This window comes from Micromonospora sp. DT48 (assembly GCF_049844495.1).
In the GTDB taxonomy this organism is placed as follows: Bacteria; Actinomycetota; Actinomycetes; order Mycobacteriales; family Micromonosporaceae; genus Micromonospora.
This window is the reverse complement of sequence record NZ_JBNCLE010000007.1, coordinates 113,122-132,275: the sequence shown is the minus strand read 5'-3', so window position 1 is coordinate 132,275 and position 19,154 is coordinate 113,122. Positions and strand designations below refer to the sequence as shown.

The 19,154-nt window shown below is 69.3% G+C and carries 14 protein-coding genes; 3 read left to right on the top strand and 11 right to left on the bottom strand.

Annotated features, from left to right (window positions below):
• Positions 1–65 precede the first annotated feature (65 nt).
• Entirely contained in the window at positions 66–1,196 is a 1,131-nt protein-coding gene (gene chvE / locus ACLQ2S_RS08650) for a multiple monosaccharide ABC transporter substrate-binding protein (RefSeq protein ID WP_309223002.1), read from the bottom strand.
• A 495-nt stretch (positions 1,197–1,691) separates the two neighbouring features.
• On the opposite strand from chvE, the gene ACLQ2S_RS08645 reads away from it, so the two are divergent.
• Positions 1,692–2,999 carry a hypothetical protein gene (locus ACLQ2S_RS08645; RefSeq protein WP_155216550.1) on the top strand — a complete coding sequence of 436 codons (1,308 nt, stop codon included), beginning with the start codon at positions 1,692–1,694 and terminating at the stop codon, positions 2,997–2,999.
• Between the two features lie 102 nt (positions 3,000–3,101).
• On the opposite strand, the gene ACLQ2S_RS08640 is transcribed toward ACLQ2S_RS08645, so the two are convergent.
• A complete protein-coding gene (locus tag ACLQ2S_RS08640; protein ID WP_425701476.1) occupies positions 3,102–6,104 on the bottom strand; it encodes a glycoside hydrolase family 95 protein in 3,003 nt (1,000 codons plus the stop codon).
• A gap of 556 nt (positions 6,105–6,660) precedes the next feature.
• Between ACLQ2S_RS08640 and ACLQ2S_RS08635 the strand changes: the two genes are divergently transcribed.
• A complete protein-coding gene (locus tag ACLQ2S_RS08635; RefSeq protein ID WP_155216554.1) occupies positions 6,661–7,356 on the top strand; it encodes a FadR/GntR family transcriptional regulator in 696 nt (231 codons plus the stop codon).
• A 101-nt stretch (positions 7,357–7,457) separates the two neighbouring features.
• On the opposite strand, the gene ACLQ2S_RS08630 is transcribed toward ACLQ2S_RS08635, so the two are convergent.
• From ACLQ2S_RS08630 to ACLQ2S_RS08615, 4 genes are all read right to left on the bottom strand, one after another.
• Positions 7,458–8,786, bottom strand: coding sequence for an enolase C-terminal domain-like protein (locus ACLQ2S_RS08630; protein ID WP_425701475.1), 1,329 nt, complete (start codon positions 8,784–8,786; stop codon positions 7,458–7,460).
• 66 nt (positions 8,787–8,852) lie between these two features.
• Entirely contained in the window at positions 8,853–9,893 is a 1,041-nt protein-coding gene (locus tag ACLQ2S_RS08625) for an ABC transporter permease (RefSeq protein WP_155216558.1), read from the bottom strand.
• On the bottom strand, positions 9,886–11,421 hold the full coding sequence (locus tag ACLQ2S_RS08620; protein WP_425701474.1) for a sugar ABC transporter ATP-binding protein: 1,536 nt from the start codon (positions 11,419–11,421) through the stop codon (positions 9,886–9,888). The genes ACLQ2S_RS08625 and ACLQ2S_RS08620 overlap by 8 nt, the downstream gene beginning before the upstream one ends.
• Positions 11,418–12,485: a sugar ABC transporter substrate-binding protein gene (locus ACLQ2S_RS08615; protein ID WP_155216560.1), complete on the bottom strand. Its 1,068-nt coding sequence runs from the start codon at positions 12,483–12,485 to the stop codon at positions 11,418–11,420. The genes ACLQ2S_RS08620 and ACLQ2S_RS08615 overlap by 4 nt, the downstream gene beginning before the upstream one ends.
• Positions 12,486–13,119: 634 nt before the next feature.
• Here ACLQ2S_RS08615 and ACLQ2S_RS08610 point away from each other — a divergent pair.
• Positions 13,120–13,581, top strand: a complete 462-nt coding sequence (locus ACLQ2S_RS08610; RefSeq protein ID WP_155216562.1) for a VOC family protein — start codon at positions 13,120–13,122, stop codon at positions 13,579–13,581.
• A 65-nt stretch (positions 13,582–13,646) separates the two neighbouring features.
• On the opposite strand, the gene ACLQ2S_RS08605 is transcribed toward ACLQ2S_RS08610, so the two are convergent.
• The 5 genes from ACLQ2S_RS08605 to ACLQ2S_RS08585 form a co-directional block, all read right to left on the bottom strand.
• The gene (locus ACLQ2S_RS08605; RefSeq protein WP_155216564.1) at positions 13,647–14,447 is read right to left on the bottom strand and encodes an inositol monophosphatase family protein; all 801 of its coding nucleotides are present in this window, start codon (positions 14,445–14,447) and stop codon (positions 13,647–13,649) included.
• Between the two features lie 130 nt (positions 14,448–14,577).
• Complete coding sequence (locus ACLQ2S_RS08600) at positions 14,578–15,729, bottom strand: serine hydrolase domain-containing protein (protein WP_309223005.1); 1,152 nt, start codon at positions 15,727–15,729, stop codon at positions 14,578–14,580.
• Between the two features lie 5 nt (positions 15,730–15,734).
• Positions 15,735–16,562 (bottom strand): carbohydrate ABC transporter permease, encoded by an 828-nt coding sequence (locus ACLQ2S_RS08595; RefSeq protein ID WP_155216566.1) that lies wholly within the window; start codon positions 16,560–16,562, stop codon positions 15,735–15,737.
• On the bottom strand, positions 16,562–17,530 hold the full coding sequence (locus tag ACLQ2S_RS08590; protein ID WP_155216568.1) for a carbohydrate ABC transporter permease: 969 nt from the start codon (positions 17,528–17,530) through the stop codon (positions 16,562–16,564). Before ACLQ2S_RS08590 ends, ACLQ2S_RS08595 begins: the two co-directional genes overlap by 1 nt.
• Positions 17,527–18,888: an ABC transporter substrate-binding protein gene (locus ACLQ2S_RS08585; RefSeq protein ID WP_425701473.1), complete on the bottom strand. Its 1,362-nt coding sequence runs from the start codon at positions 18,886–18,888 to the stop codon at positions 17,527–17,529. Before ACLQ2S_RS08585 ends, ACLQ2S_RS08590 begins: the two co-directional genes overlap by 4 nt.
• Positions 18,889–19,154: the final 266 nt, after the last annotated feature.

Here is a 19,154-nt window from a genome sequence, read left to right as displayed (position 1 = left end):
CGTCGGGTGGGGGCGGGGGTGGTGCCGGGCTCGGCGGCGATGCGCCACCGAGCCCGGCAGCGCCGTCAGCCGGCCTGGCCGGCGGCGACCTCCTCGGCGGTGAAGTAGCCCGAGTCGATCAGGACCGGCTTGATGTCGTCCTTGTACACGGTCTGGACCGGCAACAGGTACGACGGGACGACCTTGACGCCGTTGTTGTACGTCTCGGTGTCGTTGGCCTGCGGCGTGGTGTCCTTCAGGAACGCCTCGGCGGCGATGACGGCCTGCTCGGCCAGCAGCCGGGTGTCCTTGAAGATGGTGGAGTTCTGCACCCCGTCGTCGATCAGCTTGACCGAGGCGATCTCGGCGTCCTGACCGGTCACCACCGGGAAGTCGGCACCCTTGTAGCCGGCGTTCTGCAGGGCGGTGATGATGCCCCGCGACAGCCCGTCGTACGGCGACAGCACGCCGTCGACCTTGGTGCCGTTGTTGTAGCTGGCGGTCAGCAGGTCCTCCATCCGCTTCTGCGCGGCCTCCTGCTGCCACCGCAGGATCGCCACCTGCTCGATCTTGGTCTGCCCGGAGGTCACCTTCAGGGTGCCGTTGTCGATGAACGGCTTGAGGGTGTCCATCGCGCCGTCGAAGAAGAAGTGCGCGTTGTTGTCGTCGAGCGATCCGGCGAACAGCTCGATGTTGAACGGCCCGGTCGCCTCGCCCTTCCCACCGTCCTTGGTCTGCACCCCGAGGCCGACCAGCAACGCGGTCGCCTGGGCGACGCCGACCTTGTAGTTGTCGAAGCTGACGTAGAAGTCGACGTTCGGGCTGTCCCGGATGAGCCGGTCGTAGGCGATGACCGGGATCTTCGCGTCGGCCGCCGCCTGCAACTGGCCGCTGAGCGCCGTGCCGTCGATCGCCGCGATGATGAGCACGTCGGCACCCCGGGTGATCATCTGGTCGACCTGCTGGGACTGGGTGGGGATGTCGTCACCGGCGTACTGGAGGTCGACCTTGTAGCCCTTGGATTCGAGCTTCTCCTTGACCGAGTTGCCGTCCGCGATCCACCGCTCGGAGGTCTGCGTCGGCATCGAGACGCCGATGGTCAGCTCAGCGGGCTTGTCGCCGTCGTTTCCGCCGCCGCCGGCACCCTCACCACTGCAGGCCGCCATGCTCAGCGCCAGGGCGGCGCTACCGAGAACGGCCAGGACTTTTCTGTTCACTGGCTTCCCCAATCTGGAACTCGCGCCGTCGTCGCGGCTGCGCGGGTCGCACTTGGGGCCCAAGTGTTAGCGCTCACATTGCGGAGGTCAACACCTGTTTCGAAATACCGCGGTCACGGTCTCGTAACGAACGTCGCGCTCCACCCGGCGACTACGTCGTCGCAGGTCAGGTCGGTGATGACCCGGCCTCGCCGCGGAGTCGCGCCGCCCGACCGCGCGACGCTCATCGACAGAGAAGAATACGGCAAGCCAGGGCCCGCGAACACCCCCGACGGCGACCTCCGTGCACAGTTCAGCCCACCCCGCGACCCGCCCTACCCGAGTCGTCGCCGTCGACGCTCGGTGTTCGCGCCGTGACCGGTCCTGGGGTCTTGACATCCCCAAGGGCGGACGCCGATGCTCTGCTAAATCAGTTTAGCGCCCGCTGTTCTCGACGCCCGGCAATGCCGCTCGCGCGAGCCGGACCCAGGCGGACGCGTCCAATGAGGAGGGCCGATGAGACTGCGCAGGACGCTCGTCTCCGTCGCTGCGGTGCTGCTGCTCGCCACGTCCGGCACCGCCGCCTACTCCGCCACCCGGGAGCACGGCGGCGACACCGGTGGCATCCGCAGCATCACCCCCATCACCACGGTCTACAGCTACGGCCAGAAGGTCTCGGCGGTCGCCGTGGAGTACGACGCGACGGTCAACCCCCGCAAGCTCGACAACTCGACCTTCACGGTCTCCGACACCAGCTACAACTTCCGTTTCAACCCCATCGAGGACCTGCCCAAGCTGACCGAGCGGACGATCACCCACACGTACACCAACAGCACCGCCACCGTCCGTGCCGACCGTCAGTCCGTACCCGGCCGGTACGTCATCGTCGAGCTGGACCCCGACCAGAACGCCGGCTGGACCGTCATCGTCTCCAAGTGCCCGACCTTCATGTGCACGGTCAAGGTGAACCCGGACCTGCCGACCCGGGTGACCCAGCGCAAGGACGTGCACGCCCAGCCGGGTAACGGCAAGGGCAACGGACCGGTGCTGGCCAAGGGCGCGCCGCACACCTCGCACGGAGTAACCGAGGCGCCGGTGAACCTGCTGGTCGACGAGTTCCGCTACGACTCGTACCTCAGCGGCGGCATGGTGCTGCCGTACCACTACCACCTGCCGAAGAACTACCGGACCGACCGGACGTACCCGCTGATGGTCGTGCTGCCCGGACACGGCATGGGCTGGGACGGTGACAACACGGGTGTGCAGATCGCCGCCGACATCCCGGCGACGGCCTGGCTCCAGCCGGGTGTCACCGGCAGCCAGGAGGAGGTCATCGTGCTCGCCCCGCAGAACCAGCGGGTGGGCGACGTGGCCGAGGCGGACCTGCTGGTCAAGCTGGTCGAGCAGTTCAGCAAGGACCACGCGGTGGACACCGAACGGGTCTACGCCACCACCGTGTCGTACGGCTCACGGCTGCTGTGGGAGGCCTTCGCCAAGCGCCCCGACCTGTTCACCGCCGGCCTGGTGACCGGTGGATTCCAGGTCAGCGCCGGTCAGGCGGCGGCCATCGCCGCCGCCGAGATCCCGCTGTGGATCACCCACGGCGTCAGCGACCACCTGCTCAACATCTCGCTGGCCCGCAACTCGCGGGAGGCGCTGCGGTCGGCGTACGAGGCGCGGGGCGTGCCGGCGCAGCGCGTCGCCGAACTGCTGCGCTACACCGAGTACGGCGACGAGGCGTTCTCGCTGCCCGACTACCACGCGGCCTACGGCCCGACCTACGACGACCAGAGCATCCTGCGCTGGCTGCTGGCCCAGCGCTGACGACCGGCACCTGTCGAGCGGAAGGAGACCGGGCTCGCCGGCCACGACGGGCGTACGTCGTGGCCGGCGAGCCCATTCGGATCCGTCGACGGTGGTCCGGGCTCAGCCGCCGATCGCGATCGCGAAGATGTGCATGGTCGGTACGTAGGCCGCGGGGCCCGCACTGATGTTGGGCAGTTCCACCCGGGTCACCGGCTTGTTCTGCAGGCTCACCCCGACGTAGTAGATGCAGGCGGTGGTGTTCTGCCGCTGGTTGCCCGGGCGGTTCTGGTACGCCATCACGATGGCCGCCGTGCCACCGGAGTGCGGTCCGCCGTACCAGTCGGGGGTGCTGAGCGTGAACGTCTGCCGGGTGCCGTCGGCGTACACCACGGCACCGGTGCCCGACACGGTCCCGTACGTGCCGGTCGCGAGGAAGCCGAGCGTACGGCCCGTGCCGGTCAGACCGATCGACTGGCCCGAGGCGATGGCGTTGTCGGCACCGCCCGGTGCGACGTTGGGCCAGCGGAAGGTGACGCCGTTGCGGCTCACCGTGCTGCCCGGGGTGACCCCGGCCTGGGCCAGGGCCTGCGCGGAGAGGGTGGCCCCGTTGCCGTCGAAGTTCCCGGCACCGGTGTTGTTGTCGTTGGTGGTGCTGACGTTGGTGAAGCTCTGCTCCAGCGGCGGCGCGGTGGGCCCGGCACCGGAGCCGGTGGCCCGGTAGGTGCGCCCGGCTGCGACGGTGACCTCGATCAGGTCGCTCTCGATCCTCGTGGTCCGGGGCGTGCTGCCGTCGGCGGCGTCGACCACGGTGTGGTCGCCGGTGAACATGCGGCCCCGCAACCGGACCGTGCCGGCCCGGTCCGGCCGGACGAGGATCTCGGTGGCCTGACCGTTGCGCCAGGTGATGCCGACGGTGTGACCACCCCGGCCGCGCAATCCGCTGACCTGCCCGTTCGGCCAGGCCGCCGGCAGGGCCGGCAGGATGTGCAGCTCGCCGACGTGGCTGTGCAACAGCATCTCCGCGATGCCGGCGGTGGCGCCGAAGTTGCCGTCGATCTGGAACGGCGGGTGCAGGTCGAACATGTTCGGCGCCAGCCGGGCCGGGGTGGCGAGGTAGCGGATCAGGTCGTGGGCCCGGTTGCCCTCCTCCATCCGCGCCCAGAAATTGATCTTCCAGGCGAGTGACCAGCCGGTGCCGTCGTCGCCCCGGATCTGGAGGGTGCGCCGGGCCGCCTCGAACAGCGCCGGGGTGCCCCGGCGGGTGATCTGGTTACTGGGCGCCAACCCGTACAGGTGTGAGACGTGGCGGTGGTTGCGCTCGGTCTCGACCCAGTCGTAGAGCCACTCCATGATGTTGCCGCGCGACCCGATGCGGTTCGGCGCGAGCCGGTCCCGGGTGGCCCGCACCTGGGCCCGGAAGGTGGCGTCGGTGTTGAGGACCTCGCTCGCTCGGGCGCATCCGTCGAACAGGTCGCGCAGGATCTGGTTATCCATCGTCGGCCCGGCGCACACGCTGGCGTCGGCGTGGTGGCCGATCTCCGGCGAGTTAGACGGGTTGGTCACCAGATAGCCGAGGTTCGGCTCGGTCACCAGGGTGTCGAGGAAGAACTGCGCCGCGCCCTTCATCGCCGGGTAGTTCTCCCGGAGGAACTCGATGTCTCCGGTGAACAGGTAGTGGTCCCAGATCAGGGTGGCCAGCCAGGCCCCGCCGGTCTGCCACATGCCCCAGAACGCGCCGTCGACCACGGAGGTGGCCCGCCAGGCGTCGGTGTTGTGGTGGGTGACCCAGCCACCGGCACCGTACTGGACCTGCGCGGTGCGGGCTCCGGCCACCGCGAGTTCCCGGATCATGTCGAAGACCGGCGCGTGGCACTCGGACAGGTTGGTGGTGTTGGCCGGCCAGTAGTTCATCGGCAGGTTGGCGTTGATGGTGTACTTCGAGTCCCAGGCCGGGGTCAGCGAGTCGTTCCAGATGCCCTGGAGGTTGGCCGGCTGGGTGCCCGGTCGGGAGGACGAGATCAGCAGGTACCTACCGAACTGGAACAGCAGCGCGGAGAACTGCGGATCGTTGACGCTGTTGTGCTGGGCGATCCGCACGTCGGTCGGCTGGTCGGCGGCGGAGGTACGCCCCAGGTCGAGGCTGACCCGCCCGAACAGCGCCTGGTAGTCGGCGACGTGCCGACTGCGCAGCTGGTCGTAGTTGCTGGCCCGCGCCGCGGTGAGATGCCCACGCGCGATGCCCTGGTAGTCGCCGCTGACGTTGCGGTAGTTGACGTAACTGGAGCCGATCGACACGAGCAGGGTCACGCTGGTGGCACCGGTCACCCGCAGCGTGCCACCGGAGCTGCTCACGCTGCCGCCGCTGACGGTGGCGTGGGCCAGCGCGAGGAAACGCACCGCGCCGTTGACGCCCTCCTGGTTGCCGGAGATGCCGTCGAGGGCGATGGTGGAGCCGTCCGGGCTGGAGACCGAGGTCCGCTGCGGGCTGTCGAAGGTCGCGGTGAAGGTGATCGAGCCGCTCCGGTCGGCGGTCAGCCGCATGGCGATGACCTGGTCCGGCGCGCTGGCGAAGGTCTCCCGCTGGTACCGCACGCCGTTCATCACGTACGACACGGTGGTGGTCGCGGTGGTGAGGTCCAGCTGCCGGTCGTACTGCGACGCGCCGCCGGAGGTCGGGAAGGCCAGCCGGAGGTTGCCGACGGTCTGGTACGCCAACTGCCCGACCGGGTTGCCGAGCATGTTCTGGTTGATCAGGTTCTGGGCCTGGGTCCACTGGTTGGCGAACACGAGCCGCCGGATCTCGGCCAGTGCGCCCAGCCCACGGGGATTGCTCGGTTCGTGCGGCCCACCGGCCCAGACGGTGTCCTCGTTGAGCTGTAGCCGCTCGGTGTCGACATTGCCGAAGACCATGGCGCCGAGCCGGCCGTTGCCGATCGGCAGTGCCCGCAGCCAGTCGGTGCCGGCGGGTTCGTCGTACCAGAGCGCCAGGTCACCGGCGGCGAGCACCTGGGGCGGCGCCGACGAGTTCGCTCGGGCGACGGCGGTCCACGGCACCGGCAGCAGGGCTCCGCCCGCGCCCGCCGCTCCGATCTTGAGGGCCTGCCGTCGAGTCAGGTCTGACATCGATCCTCCAACCGTGACCGATCCGGCCATCCGAAGCCCCACGGATCGCCGGCAGGCCCAGAACGGTCAAACATCTGAGGTGTTTCGCGAATGTTACCGCCGCCGATCCCGATAGGCAATGATCGATCTATGCGAATAGCAGGCGACGCGCAGACTCGCCGTCGAGCCAGAGAAGTGCACTCCAGCAGGTATTTCAGCATCTCGGGCAGGATGCCGCCACACCCATCAACCGACCCTGTCGGGCCCGATCGCACACCGGGCTAGGTGCGATCCGTCGACCGTATTCGTCAGATGTATCCCGGCGCGGGGCGCGGCCAGACCACTGCGGCGGCAGGCCGTCGCCGACCGGCGACCCGGTGCTGCGCCCCGGGTCGGATCACCAATGCGTCACGTCGCAGGTCTCCCCCTCCAGGGCAGTGAGTCGCTTTCGGCCCCGGCCGCGCTTGCGTCGCCGGGAAACGTCCGATGTCTCTATAGTGGTGAGGATCGCCGGGGCGGCCACGGATTCCGGGTCCAGGCCGGGGGCGTACGGCTGACCGGTCCGGAGGGGGCGTGGATGGCACTGACCGACGACGCGATCGCGAAGATCCGGAGCATGATCCAGAGCGGTGAGCTGCCCCCCGGGACGCGACTGCCACCGGAGCCGGTGCTGGCCGCCCAGATGGGACTGTCGCGCAGCGGCGTCCGAGAGGCGGTCAAGGTGCTCGAATCGGCCCGCGTGCTCGACGTACGGCGCGGCGACGGCACCTACGTCACCAGCCTCGCCCCCCGCCTGCTGTTGCAGGGGCTCGGCGTCGCGGTGGAACTGCTGCGCGACGACACCCTCCTGGAGGTCATGGAGGTACGCCGGATGCTGGAGCCGATGGCGACCGGCCTGGCGGCGTTGCGGATGACCGATGCCGACCTCGACGAGCTGGGCCAGATCCTGGCGGACATGCGGGCGGCGGCCGATGACGCCGAGCAGCTCATCCGGTACGACACCGCCTTCCACCACACCGTCGTCGCCACCACCGGCAACGAGACCCTCACCTCGCTGCTCGACGGGCTCTCCGGTCGTACGCTGCGCGCCCGGGTGTGGCGCGGGTTGATAGAGGGCAACGCGGCGCACCAGACCATCGAGGAACACCACACCATCTACCTCGCCCTGCGCGCCCGGGACCAGTTGTTGGCCCAGGCCAGCGCCCTGCTGCACGTCAACACCTCGGAGGCCTGGCTGCGTACGGTGCTGGCCGCCGGCTCGGCCGACGAGTAGCCACCCACCGCTAACCCGGATGGTCGGACCACGCCAGACATCAGATGATCCGACCGGCACGGGGCAGCATCCGGACCCGGTCGGTGACCGCCCGCCGCCGGTCATGTTCCCGGCGCTTCCGCGATGACCCACGCGTCCACCCACGCCGGGCCGTCCGGGAAGCGGTACCGCGCCAACGAGTCGGGCCGGATCCGCGCGCCCATCCCGGGAGCCTCGGGCGCGCGGTAGCGTCCGCCGCTGACGCGTACCGGATCGACGAAGTGTTCGTGCAGGTGATCGACGTACTCGATGGCCCGGTCCTCGGTGCTGCCGCTGAGCGCGACGACGTCGAACATGGCCAGGTGCTGGACCAGCTCGCAGAGCCCCACTCCCCCGGCGTGCGGGCAGACCGGCACCCCGAACTTCGCGGCGAGCAGCAGGATCGCCAGGTTCTCGTTGACCCCGCCGACGCGACAGGCGTCGATCTGCACCACGTCGACGGCGTCGGCCTGGAGCAGCTGCTTGAACATCACGGCGTTGTGCACGTGCTCGCCGGTGGCCACCTTGACCGGAGCGAGAGCCTTACGGACGGCGGCGTGCCCGAGCACGTCGTCCGGCGAGGTCGGCTCCTCGATCCAGTACGGGTCGAACGCGGCCAGCTCCCGCATCCATCCGATCGCCTCGGGTACGCCCCAGATCTGGTTCGCATCCACCGCGATCCGCACGTCCGGACCGACCGCCTGCCGGGCGATGCCCATCCGGCGTATGTCGTCGGCCAGGTTCCCGCCCACCTTGAGCTTGATCAGCCGGTAGCCCGACTCGACCGCCTCCCGGCAGAGCCGGGCCAGCTTCTCGTCGTCGTAACCCAGCCAGCCCGGGGTGGTGGTGTACGCGGGGTAGCCCTCGGCGCGCAGCCGCCGCTCGCGCTCGCCCCGGCCGGGCTCGGCGGCGGTCAGCAACGCCAGTGCCTCGTCCTCGGTGAGGGCGTCCCGCAGGTAGCGGAAGTCGACCTGCGCGACCAGCTGTTCCGGGGTGAGGTCGGCGAGCAGCTTCCACAGCGGCTTCCCCGCCCGTCGGGCCGCGAGATCCCACACCGCGTTGACCAGACCACCGGCGGCCATGTGCACGACGCCCTTCTCCGGCCCGAGCCAACGGATCTGGCTGTCCCCGACGAGCCGGCGGGCCAGCGCGCCCGGATCGGCGATCAGCTCGTCGACCCGCTCGCCGACCACCATCGAGGCGAGCGTCTGCACCGCCGCCACCTGAAGGTCGGTGCCACGCCCCACGGTGAAGATCAAGCCGTGCCCTTCGGCCCCGGCCGACGTCCGCACGATGACGTACGCGGCGGAGTAGTCGGGAAACGGGTTCATCGCGTCCGACCCGTCACGATGCCGGGACGTGGGGAACCGTACGTCGATGGTTTCTACGGACGAGACGCGCTCACTCACCACAACTCCTGAGGGGTCGAACAGGTGTGCCCTGGTTGTCTGCCTCGCGACGCCGGCCGGTCGGCCGCCTCACGTCTGCGCCTTGCCTCCGGTGATGCGGGAGACCACCAGGGCCACCAGGATGACGGTGCCGTTGAGGAAGTTCGTCCACTGCGCGGGCACCCCGGCCAAGGTCAACACGTTTATGATCATGAAAAGCAGCAGCACGCCGGTGAAGGCGCCGAACACGCTGCCCTTGCCGCCGTTGAGGCTGACGCCACCGATCACCGCCGCCGCGAACACCTGGAAGATGGCGCCGCTGCCCTGGGCCGACGGCACCGCCGCGAGCCGACCGCTGATCAGCAGACCGGCAAGGGCCGCGAGCACACTGGCCACGATCAGCGCCATCCAGAGCACCCGGTCGGTGCGGATGCCCGCCGCGCGGGCCGCGTCGGCGTTACCGCCGATCGCGTACAGCGCCCGACCCGCACGGGTGTAGCCGAGGACGACGATCCCGGCGGCGAACAGCAGCAGCGACAACCAGATCGAGGCCGGCACGCCGACCCAGGTGGCGGAGCCGAGATAGGTCATCGAGTCGGGCAGCATGAAGAAGGTCTGGCCACCGGAGATGCCGGTGAGCAGACCACGCAGCACGATCAGCATGCCCAACGTGACGATGAAGCCGTTGAGGCCGAACCGGACGATGAGCAGCCCGTTGAAGGCGCCGACGAGAGCGCCGACGAGCAGCACCACCGGGACCGACCAGGCGTCCGGCAGCAGGTCGAGGCCGAGGCCCCGGGTCAACGCCGGGTCCACGACCAGCCAGGCCGCGATGCCGGGCGCGAGACCGAAGGTGGACTCCAGCGACAGGTCCATCTTGCCGGTGATCAGCACGATGGTCTGGGCGAGGACCACGATGGCGATCTCCGACATGCTCTGCAACACGTTGATGATGTTGTCGGTGCTGAGGAAGACCGGGCTGACGATCGACCCGACGATCGCGACCGCGACGATCGCCGGCACCAGCGCCAGATCACGGAGTCGGGCGATGGCCAGGCTGCGCGACGAGGCACCCGGTGCGGACGCGGGCGGCGTGGCCGCCGACCGCGTGGTGGAGAGCGTCTCAGACATGGTGGAGATCCACCCCTTCCATGGCGGCTACCAGCTCGTTGTCGCTCCAGCCGTGGGGCATCTCGCGGACGAGGCGTCCCTGGAACATCACCAGGACGCGGTCACAGATCCGCAGGTCGTCGAGTTCGTCGGAGACGACCAACACGCTGGTGCCGCGACGACGAACCTCCTCGACCACGCCGAGCAGGGTCTGCTTGGAGCGCACGTCCACACCGGCGGTGGGGGTGATCAGGACCAGCAGCTTCGGGTCACTGGCCAGGGCCCGGCCCATGACCACCTTCTGCTGGTTGCCGCCGGACAGGTCGGCGACCGGCACCTGCGGGCCGGACGCCTTGATCGCCAGGTCGGCGATGGTGTCCCGGGCCAGGGCGTCGCGCCGGGCCGGCGAGATGAGGCCCCGTCGGCCGATCCGACCCGGCACGGTCATGGTGACGTTCTCGGCGATGGACAGCAGCGGAACCAGGCCCTCCCGGTGCCGGTCCTGCGGCACCAGGCCGACACCGGCGTCGAGTGCGTCGGGCACGCTGCCGGGACGCAGCGTCCGACCGTCGACCACGACCGTCCCACCCACCGGCCGGGCCAGGCCGACGATCGCCTCGGCGACCTCGACCTTGCCGCTGCCGCCACCGCCCGCGATGCCCACCACCTCACCCGCCCGGGTCTCGAGGGACAGCTCGGCACCGGAGGTGGTGACCAGGTCCCGGACGGACAACAGCACCGGGGCATCGCCTACCAGCGGGCGGTGGTCGGCCTCGGGCATCGTCACGTCCTCACCCGTCATCGCGGCGACCAACGCCGGTCGGCTCAGCCGCGCCACCGGGGCGGTGACGATGTGTCGGGCGTCGCGGAAGACGGTCACCTGATCGCAGATCTCGTAGATCTCCTGGAGGTGGTGGCTAATGAACAGGAAGGTCACGCCCTGCGCCCGCAGCTGACGGATCCGGGCGAACAGCCGGTTGATGCCGGCTCCGTCGAGCTGGGCGGTCGGCTCGTCGAGGATGATGAACCGGGCGCCGAAGGAGAGCGCCCGGGCGATCTCGACGAACTGTCGTTGCTCGACCGAGAGGGTCGAGGCGGGCTGGCGTACGTCGACCTCCACCGACCATTCCGCCAACAGCTGCTCCGCCTCCCGACGCAGCCGCGACCACCGGATCAACCCGCCCGGACCGCGGGCGTGCCGGTTGAGGAACAGGTTCTCCGCGACGGTCAGCGTGCCGATGATGGTCGACTTCTGGTAGACGCAGGCGACCCGCCTGCGCCAGGCGTCCCTATCCCCCAGCGGCGGTGCCGGGCGCCCGTCGAAGGCCACCGCGCCGTTGTCGGCGGCCTGTAGCCCGGTCAGGATGCTGACCAGGGTGGACTTGCCGGCACCGTTGCGCCCGACCAGGGCGTGGGTCTCGCCCCGCCGGACCACGATCCCCGCGTCGTCCAGCGCCAGGGTCGAGCCGAACCGTTTGGTGATGTTCACCGCCTCGACGACCGGCTGGTCGGCTCGGGCCAGCTCGTCGCCAGGTCGCTCGACGCTCACGGGTTGTTGCCCCACAGGGAGGCGTCGTCGTACTTCACCGTGGGCTCGCCCGCGATCGGCGCACCGTCCAGCGTCACCAGCGGCGCCGGCAGCTGGTCCTCAAGGAGGCCGTCGCGCACCTGGATGATGGTGCTGCCGTGCTCGGTCGGTCCGGGCTGGAAGGTCTTGCCCTCGATCGCCGCCTGCACGTACTCCAGGCCGTACTTGGCGTAGAGGTCGGCCGGCTGGCTGACGGTGGCGTCGATCAGACCGTCACCGATGTGCTTCAGCTCCTCGGGAATGCCGTCGTTGGAGACCACGAAGACGTGCTTGGGATCGCTCGGTGGCACCTGGAGACCGCGCTGTTTGAGGATCTGGAGGGTTCCGGAGAGGGCGAAGGAGGACTGCATGTAGATGCCCTTGACGTCCGGGTCCGACGCGAACCGGGTCTGGAGCTTCGACGCGGCCACGTCCGCTTTCCAGTCGGTGGCCTCGCCGAAGACGGTGATGTCCGGGAACTCCTGCTGCATGCACTCGTTGAACGCCTCGGTGCGGTCCCGGCCGTTGATCGAGTCGAGGCCGCCCTGGAGCATGACGACCTTGCCCGTGCCGCCGAGTTTGGTGCCGAGGAACCGGCACGCCTTGATGCCGTAGGCACGGTTGTCGGCACGGACGACCATGAACACGTTGCCGGTGTCCGGTCGGGTGTCGATGGTGACCACCGGGATCTTCCTGTCGTCCAGTTGGGACAGCGTCGGCGCGATGGCGGCGGTGTCCTGCGGTGCCATCACCACCCCCTGGACCCCCTGGCTGATGAAGGTCTGGGTGTTCGAGATGAGGTTGGCGATGTCGTTCTGTGAGTTCGTCGTCTTGATCTCGACACCGAGTTCCTTGGCGAACTGCGGAACGTAAGTGATGTAGGAGTTCCAGAAGTCCGTGTCGGAGCGGGGGTAGTCCACCCCGACGACCGGGGAATCGGTCGATCCGGATCCGTCGGCCGCACGGTCACCGCAGCCGGCCACCAAGGTGGCCGAGGCGCCGAGTGTCAACGTCAGGCCCAGGCTCAGCAGCGCCCTGTTTGCCATGGTCGTTCCTCCATATCCGGGGCATCACCCGAAGCGCGTCGTCACGCCCGCTACCGGGCGGCGACGTACACCTCGGATGTGAGGTGCGAAGGGTTCATGCGGGTCGACGGACCAGACCACGGGCGCCCACCCGCACCGGGGACGCCTCGACCGGGCCCGACGGCTGGCAGGGGGACGGGACATGGCGATCCCTCCAGGAACACGGTGATGGGTGGTGGAGTTCGCGTACCTCAGACATCAGACGTTAGGGGTTACAGACGTGTGACGTCAACGCTTTCAAAGCCTGCCCGTAAGGCGATCAGGCTGCCCGACGGACACGAACCCAGCCGAATACATCAGATGGATGACGGCCGGCAAGCGGCCACTTCCCGGGCCGAATCCGGCGAACATCCACGCGACGTTCGGGACGGCTCGTCGGAGGTCGCCTGATGTTGACGATCACATCGGCACTCGCCACAACGGCCGTTACCACTGCTGAGGAGGCTCCTGCGAACGTTAACATCGACGAGGTTGATACTGCTAGCCTCCGCTCGAACGACCAGGAGGTGCCGCGATCGTTCGTCGCGAATCCAGCAGGAATGTCAGCCCCGGCTGGCAGGGTGGATCCGCAACGCACGACGATTGGAGGCACCCGATGAGCCGCCACATCCAGGTCACCTTCGACGCCCACGACCCGACGGCGCTGTCGACGTTCTGGCGGGACACCCTGGGCTACGTGCATCCCGGCCCGCCCGGTGTGGACCTGCCCGAGGGAGCCGACCCGCTGGCCGCGTGGGACGACTTCCTCGCCCGGATCGGCGTACCGCCGCAGCAGCGCAACACGAGGGCGGCCATCGAGGACCCGGAGGGCATCGGCCCGCGACTCTTCTTCCAGCAGGTGCCCGAGGACAAGATGGTCAAGAACCGGGTGCACCTCGACGTACGGGCCGCACCCGGGCTCACCGGCGCGGAACGGATGGCCGCGTTGCAGGCCGAGAGCGATCGGCTGGTCGCGTTGGGCGCCACGCAGGTGCGTCGGGTCGAGCCCGCACCCCCGCTCGAGGCCGGTTTCATCGTGATGACCGACCCCGAGGGCAACGAGTTCTGCCTCGACTGACGGGCCGCCGAGCCGCACCGGGCCGACCTTACCCACGAGGCGTAGGGCCGGCAGCCGTGCCGGCCCTACGCCGACTCGCGCTGCTGTGCGATGAGCGCCACCAGTTCGGCGTGCGTACCGGCGTCGGCCGCCGCGACGAGCCTACCCAGGCCGCTCCCCCACGGCTGGCCGTCGATCCCGGTCACCACACAACCCGCTGCCGCGCAGAGCGCGATACCGGCCGCGAAGTGGACACTGTCGCGCGGCTGGCCGTCCGTCACGTACGCCGCCCGCCGCCCGGCCGCGACCCAGGCCAACGCCAACGAGGTCGACACCACCCGGGGCCGGAACCGCTCGGCGAAACCCTGCTGGGCCAGCAGCCGGGCGGCCCGGAACACCCGCTCGTTGGGATAGGGCGGATCAAGGTTGACGTCCACCAACGCGGACTCGGCCGATGGTGTGAGTCGCTGGTCCGTGCCGGCACGCCGCACCCAGGCGCCGGTGCCGTCGGTCCAGAAGACCTCCTGCGCGAACGGGTCCGCAGCGGCGGCCACCACGACCTTCCCGTCGACCCGCAGGGCCACGTTGACCGAGACCAGCATGGTGTGCACGGCGAAGTTCAGCGTCCCGCAGAGCGGATCGACCAACCAGACGCGCCGGTCACCGGCGGAACCGCTGAGTCCGCTCTCCTCGGCCAACAGGGCGTCCTCGGGCCGGGCGGCCCGCAGCACGGCGAGGATGGCCGCCTCGGCTTCGATGTCCGCCGCGGTCGCGAAATCCCACCCCGACTTCGCGATCCGGGCCACCGGCGTCCCGTAGTGCGAGCGCACCACCGCGGCACCGGCCCGCGCGGCCTGGATGGCCAGATCCGCATCGACGAGTGACATCCGCCCACCGTACGCCGGTCGGCGGCGGACCGGTCCCGTCCGGTCCGGTGCGCAGGTTCGGCAGATCGGCTGGTTCGCAGGGCGTCCACCGGGCCCGGCCGCGTCGACAGGACGCGGCCGGGCACCGGCTCTAACGCTCCAGGCAGTCCCGGACGGCGGCGCAGAGCAGGTTGGCGCGTTCGTCGTCGACGCCGCCCATCTGGTTGACGACGTAGCCGAACCCGGCCTGGTGGGCGTCGTCACCGAAGGCCAGGTGCCCGCCCGCACCGTCGTGGCCGAAGCTGCGTACGCCGAGCATCGGCCGTGGCACCGAGTGCACCAGGAAACCGGTGCCCCATCGGTGTCCGGCGTCGGGCAGGCCGTAGACCTGTTGCCCGCTGACGCGGACCGCGATGGCGTCCTCGACGGACTCGGGGCTGAGCAGCCGCTCGCCGCCGACCTCGGACACGCAGGCGGCGTAGAGGCGGGCCAGGCTCTCCGCCGTGCTGACCGCGCCCGCGCCCGGGATCTGGGCGGCCTGGATCGCCGGATCGTTGAAGCTGACCAGGCCGTCCGCGTCAGCGGGGAACGGGAAGGCACCGCCCATGGTGATGGCCCGCTCGGAGACCGGGTCGAAGTCCGGGCCGGGATCCCCGATCGGCCCCAGCATCCAGGCGACGGCGTCGCGCTCGGCGGCCGGCAGTCCGATCCAGGTACGCAGGCCGAGGGGCTCGCCGAGGACCCGGCGGAAGTAGTTGCCGGGCAGCTCACCGGTGATCCGGCGGATCACCTCACCGATCAGCCAGCCGAAGGTGATCGGGTGGTAGCTGTGCGCGGTGCCGGGCTTCCACAGGGGAGCCTGTTCCTCGATCGCCTTGATGACCGGATCCCAGGCGAGCACCTCCTCGCGGGTGAAGGACCGGTCCAACGCCGACAGACCGGACTGGTGGGTGAGCAGCCACCGGACCGGGATCTCCGCCTTGCCGTGCTGGCCGAACTCCGGCCAGTAGCGGGTCACCGGCGCGTCGAGGTCCAGCCGCCCCTCCTGCACCAGCAGGTACGCGCAGATCGTCATCATCCCCTTCGTGCAGGAGAAGACGACGGCGGGGGTTTCCGCCGACCACGCACGTCCCGACCTCGGGTCGGCGACTCCGCCGTGCAGGTCGACGACCTTCCGGCCGCGCAGGTACACCGCGACGGCCGCACCCACCTCCTGACGGTGGGCGAAGTTGTCCCGGAACACGTCGGCGACCCGACCGAAGCCCTCGTCGACGTCACCGTGGATCTGGGGGGTGTCACTCACGCCAGCTATCCCTTCACGGAGCCTTGGAGCAGAGCCTTGATGAACTGCCGTTGGAAGATCAGGAATACGATGAGGGTAGGCGTGAGGATGAGCAGAGAGCCAGCGCAGAGCAGCACCAGATCTGTTCCCCACTGCCCCTGGAAGGCGCCGAGCGCACCGGCCATCGTCCGCTTCGTCGCGTCGTCGACGAGCACGATGGCCAGCAGGAACTGGTTCCACGTCCACAGGAACAGCAGGATCGTCAGCGAGGCGATGGCCGGCCGGGCCAACGGCACGTGGACCCGCCAGAACAGCTGCCAGGTGTTGCTGCCGTCGACCCGTGCCGCCTCGGACAGTTCGCGGGGCACGTTGATGAAGTGGGCGCGCATCCAGAAGACCGCGAACGGCATGTAGAGGCCGATCAACGGCAGGACGATCGCCCATCGCGTGTTGAGCAGGCCCAGGTCCCGCATCTGGTAGTACAGCGGGGTCACCACCGCCTCGAAGGGCAGGGTGAGGCCGAGCAGCAGCAGCCCGAAGGCGATGTGACCGCCGGGCACCCGCAGGTGACCGAGGCCGAATCCGGCCATGGTCGCGATGAGCACACCGGCCGGCACCACCCCGGCCACGATCAGCGCGCTCGACTTCAGCAGCGCGCCCATGTTGGCGGCGGTGAAGGCGTCGGCGAAGTTGCCCCACTGTGGATCGCTGGGCCAGGCCAGGCCGGTGGGCACGGTGCCGCGTGGTTGCAGGGCCGCCGACAACATGCTCAGGAACGGCAGCAGGGTGACCACGACCAGCGCGATCAGGAAGATGCGTCCGGTCAGCCGCTCGCTGCGGGTGGTCAGGTTCATCACTTCTCTCCCCGGGTCAGCCGCTGGATCGGCAGGACGCACACCAGCACCAGCAGCATCAGCACCACCGCGAGGGCCGAGGCGAGGCCGACCTGACGCTGGGAGAAGGCGAGCCGATAGATCTCCAGGCCGGGCACGGTGGTCTGGATGCCCGGTCCACCGCTGGTGGAGATGTAGACGATGTCGAAGCTGGCCAGCGCCGCGATGATGGTCACGGTCAGGCAGATCCCGATCTCCTGACGCAGGCTGGGCAGGGTCACCGCGAAGAACTCGCGTACCGGACCGGCGCCGTCGATGCGCGCGGCCTCGTAGAGCGAGGGGTCGATCTTGCTCATGCCGGTGATCAGCAGGATCGTGCAGAGGCCGAGCATGACCCAGGTGCCGATCACGCCCACCGCCGGCAGCGCGGTGCTGAACTCGCCGAGCCAGGCCCGGGTGACGACGTCCAGCCCGACGGCCCGCAGCGCCTGGTTGACCAGGCCGTTGGTGGAGAGCACCCAACTCCAGGCGATGCCGGCCGCGACGAGCGGGATCACCTGGGGCAGGAACAGCACGGTCCGGACCAGCGTGCCGGCCGGGCCGGTGGTGATCCGCCGGACCAGGCTGGCCACCAGCAGGCCGAGGAGGACGGGGATGAAGCTGAAGAAGATGATCAGGATGAAGGCGTTCGAAATGATCTTCAACAGGTCGCGGTCGGTGAAGACGGTGAGGTAGTTGTCCAGCCCCGCCCAGCGGGCCGCGCCGATGCCGTTCCAGTGGTACAGCGAGTACTGCACGGTCAACACGAGCGGACGCAGCACGAAGATGCCGTACATGACCAGTGCGGGCAGCACCCAGAGCCACCCGGCCCACCGGACCGTGCGGCCCCACCGCTTCTGGTGGAGCCGCACGGGTGCCCGGGTGTCCCCCCGGCCGGGTCGGGACGCGGTGTCCGACCCGGCCGGGGCGCTGCCGAGGGCAGACGTCATCGGGACAGTTCCTTCTCGTATTCGGCCTGGACCGCCTTCACGTACCCCTCGGGGGTCTGTTGTCCGGCGATCAGCTTCTGCATCTCAGGGGTGATGGCCGCGGCGAAGATGCCGCCGGTCGCGTTCGCGGTGAAGTCGACCGCGCCGTTGTCCGCCCCGAGCTGCTGGGACGCCTTGAGCGTCTCGGCCAGCACGGTTCCCTCCACCACCGGCGGTAGGGCGAGGTCGGCCGGGCCGCCCGGGTGCGAGCCGCCGATGGTCACCGAGATCTCGCGGGCCTTGTCGTTGGTGTGCGCCCAGTTGAGGAAGAAGGCGGCGGCGTCCGGGTTCTTCGCCCGGGCACCGACGCCGAACGTGTTCGGCGCGGACATGGCGACCCGCTTGGCGTCGGCGGTCTCCCCCGGGAAGAGGAAGAAGCCGACCTCGCCGGCCATGTTCTTGTCCAGGTTCCCCGACTCCCAGTCGCCGTTGAACATGAACAGGCCGTTGCCCTTCTGGAACTCGCCCATCATCGCCGTGTAGTCGATGGCGTTCGCGTCCTTCGGGAAGTAACCGGCCTCGGCCCACTTCTGGATGGTCTGGGTGGCCTTGAGCGCGGCCGGCGTGTCGAAGGTCGCGCCCGGCTTCTGGAAGATCCAGTCGGCGATGGCGTTCGGGTCGCCGTACTGGTTCTGCAATGCCTGGTGCGGGAAGTTGATACCCGCGGTGTTCTTGTTGAACTGCATGATCGGCAGCAGGTTGGCGGCCTTCGCCTTGGCCAGCAGGTCCTCGAACTCGGCGATGGTGGCCGGCGGCTGGGTCATGCCGATCTGCTCGGCCTGCTTGAGGTTGTAGAAGACGCCGGTCACGCTGTAACCCAGGCCCATGCCGTACAGCGATCCGCTGCCCCGCACCGCCCCACCGTCGGACAGGCGCAGCTGGATCAGCTGGGAGGCGGGGAAGGCGTCCCAGCCGTACGCGTCGAAGTACGGGTCCAGGTTCTTCAGCAGCCCGTCCTTGACCAGGTCGACCATGGTGGGCAGCCGGATGAGGTCGGGCGCGTTGTCCGAGGCGAGCACCCGGGGCGCGTTCTCCGTGATCACGGTGAACTGGTCCTCACGGATGTTGAACGTGACGTTCGGGTGTTGCTTGGTGAACTCCTCCGCGAGCGCCTTGGCCAGCGGGAAGCCGGTCTCGGCGTACATTTCGAGGGTGATTGGGTCGGTCCCCAGCTCGGTGCTGACCGGGGCGTCGGAGTCCCCGGAGGGGGTCTGCTCCGAACCGGGCGCGCTACAGCCGGTGACAGCCAGACCGACGGCCAGTAGTGGCGTCAGCAACGCCACCCGGCGTCGGGTGAATCTCGTCGAGAACTCCGGCACCTCTTGCTCCTTGACTCATCCGCGCGCCGAGCCGGTTGTGACGGCCGTTCGTGGCGACCTGCGGCCATCGGTCCGCCGACCACCACATGTCGCGCCCGTCGCGTGCCGAAACTCCGGCGCGCGGCGCGCGGTACCCAATACGACATCGGTAGGCGCGAGGCGTCCACCGCAGAGCCGAAACTCGTCGCTAAACTGATTTAGCAGAGCATGCGCGCGTCGCCCGGTGACTGTCAAGGACGAGTTCGCAACGGTCTGGAAACAGATGG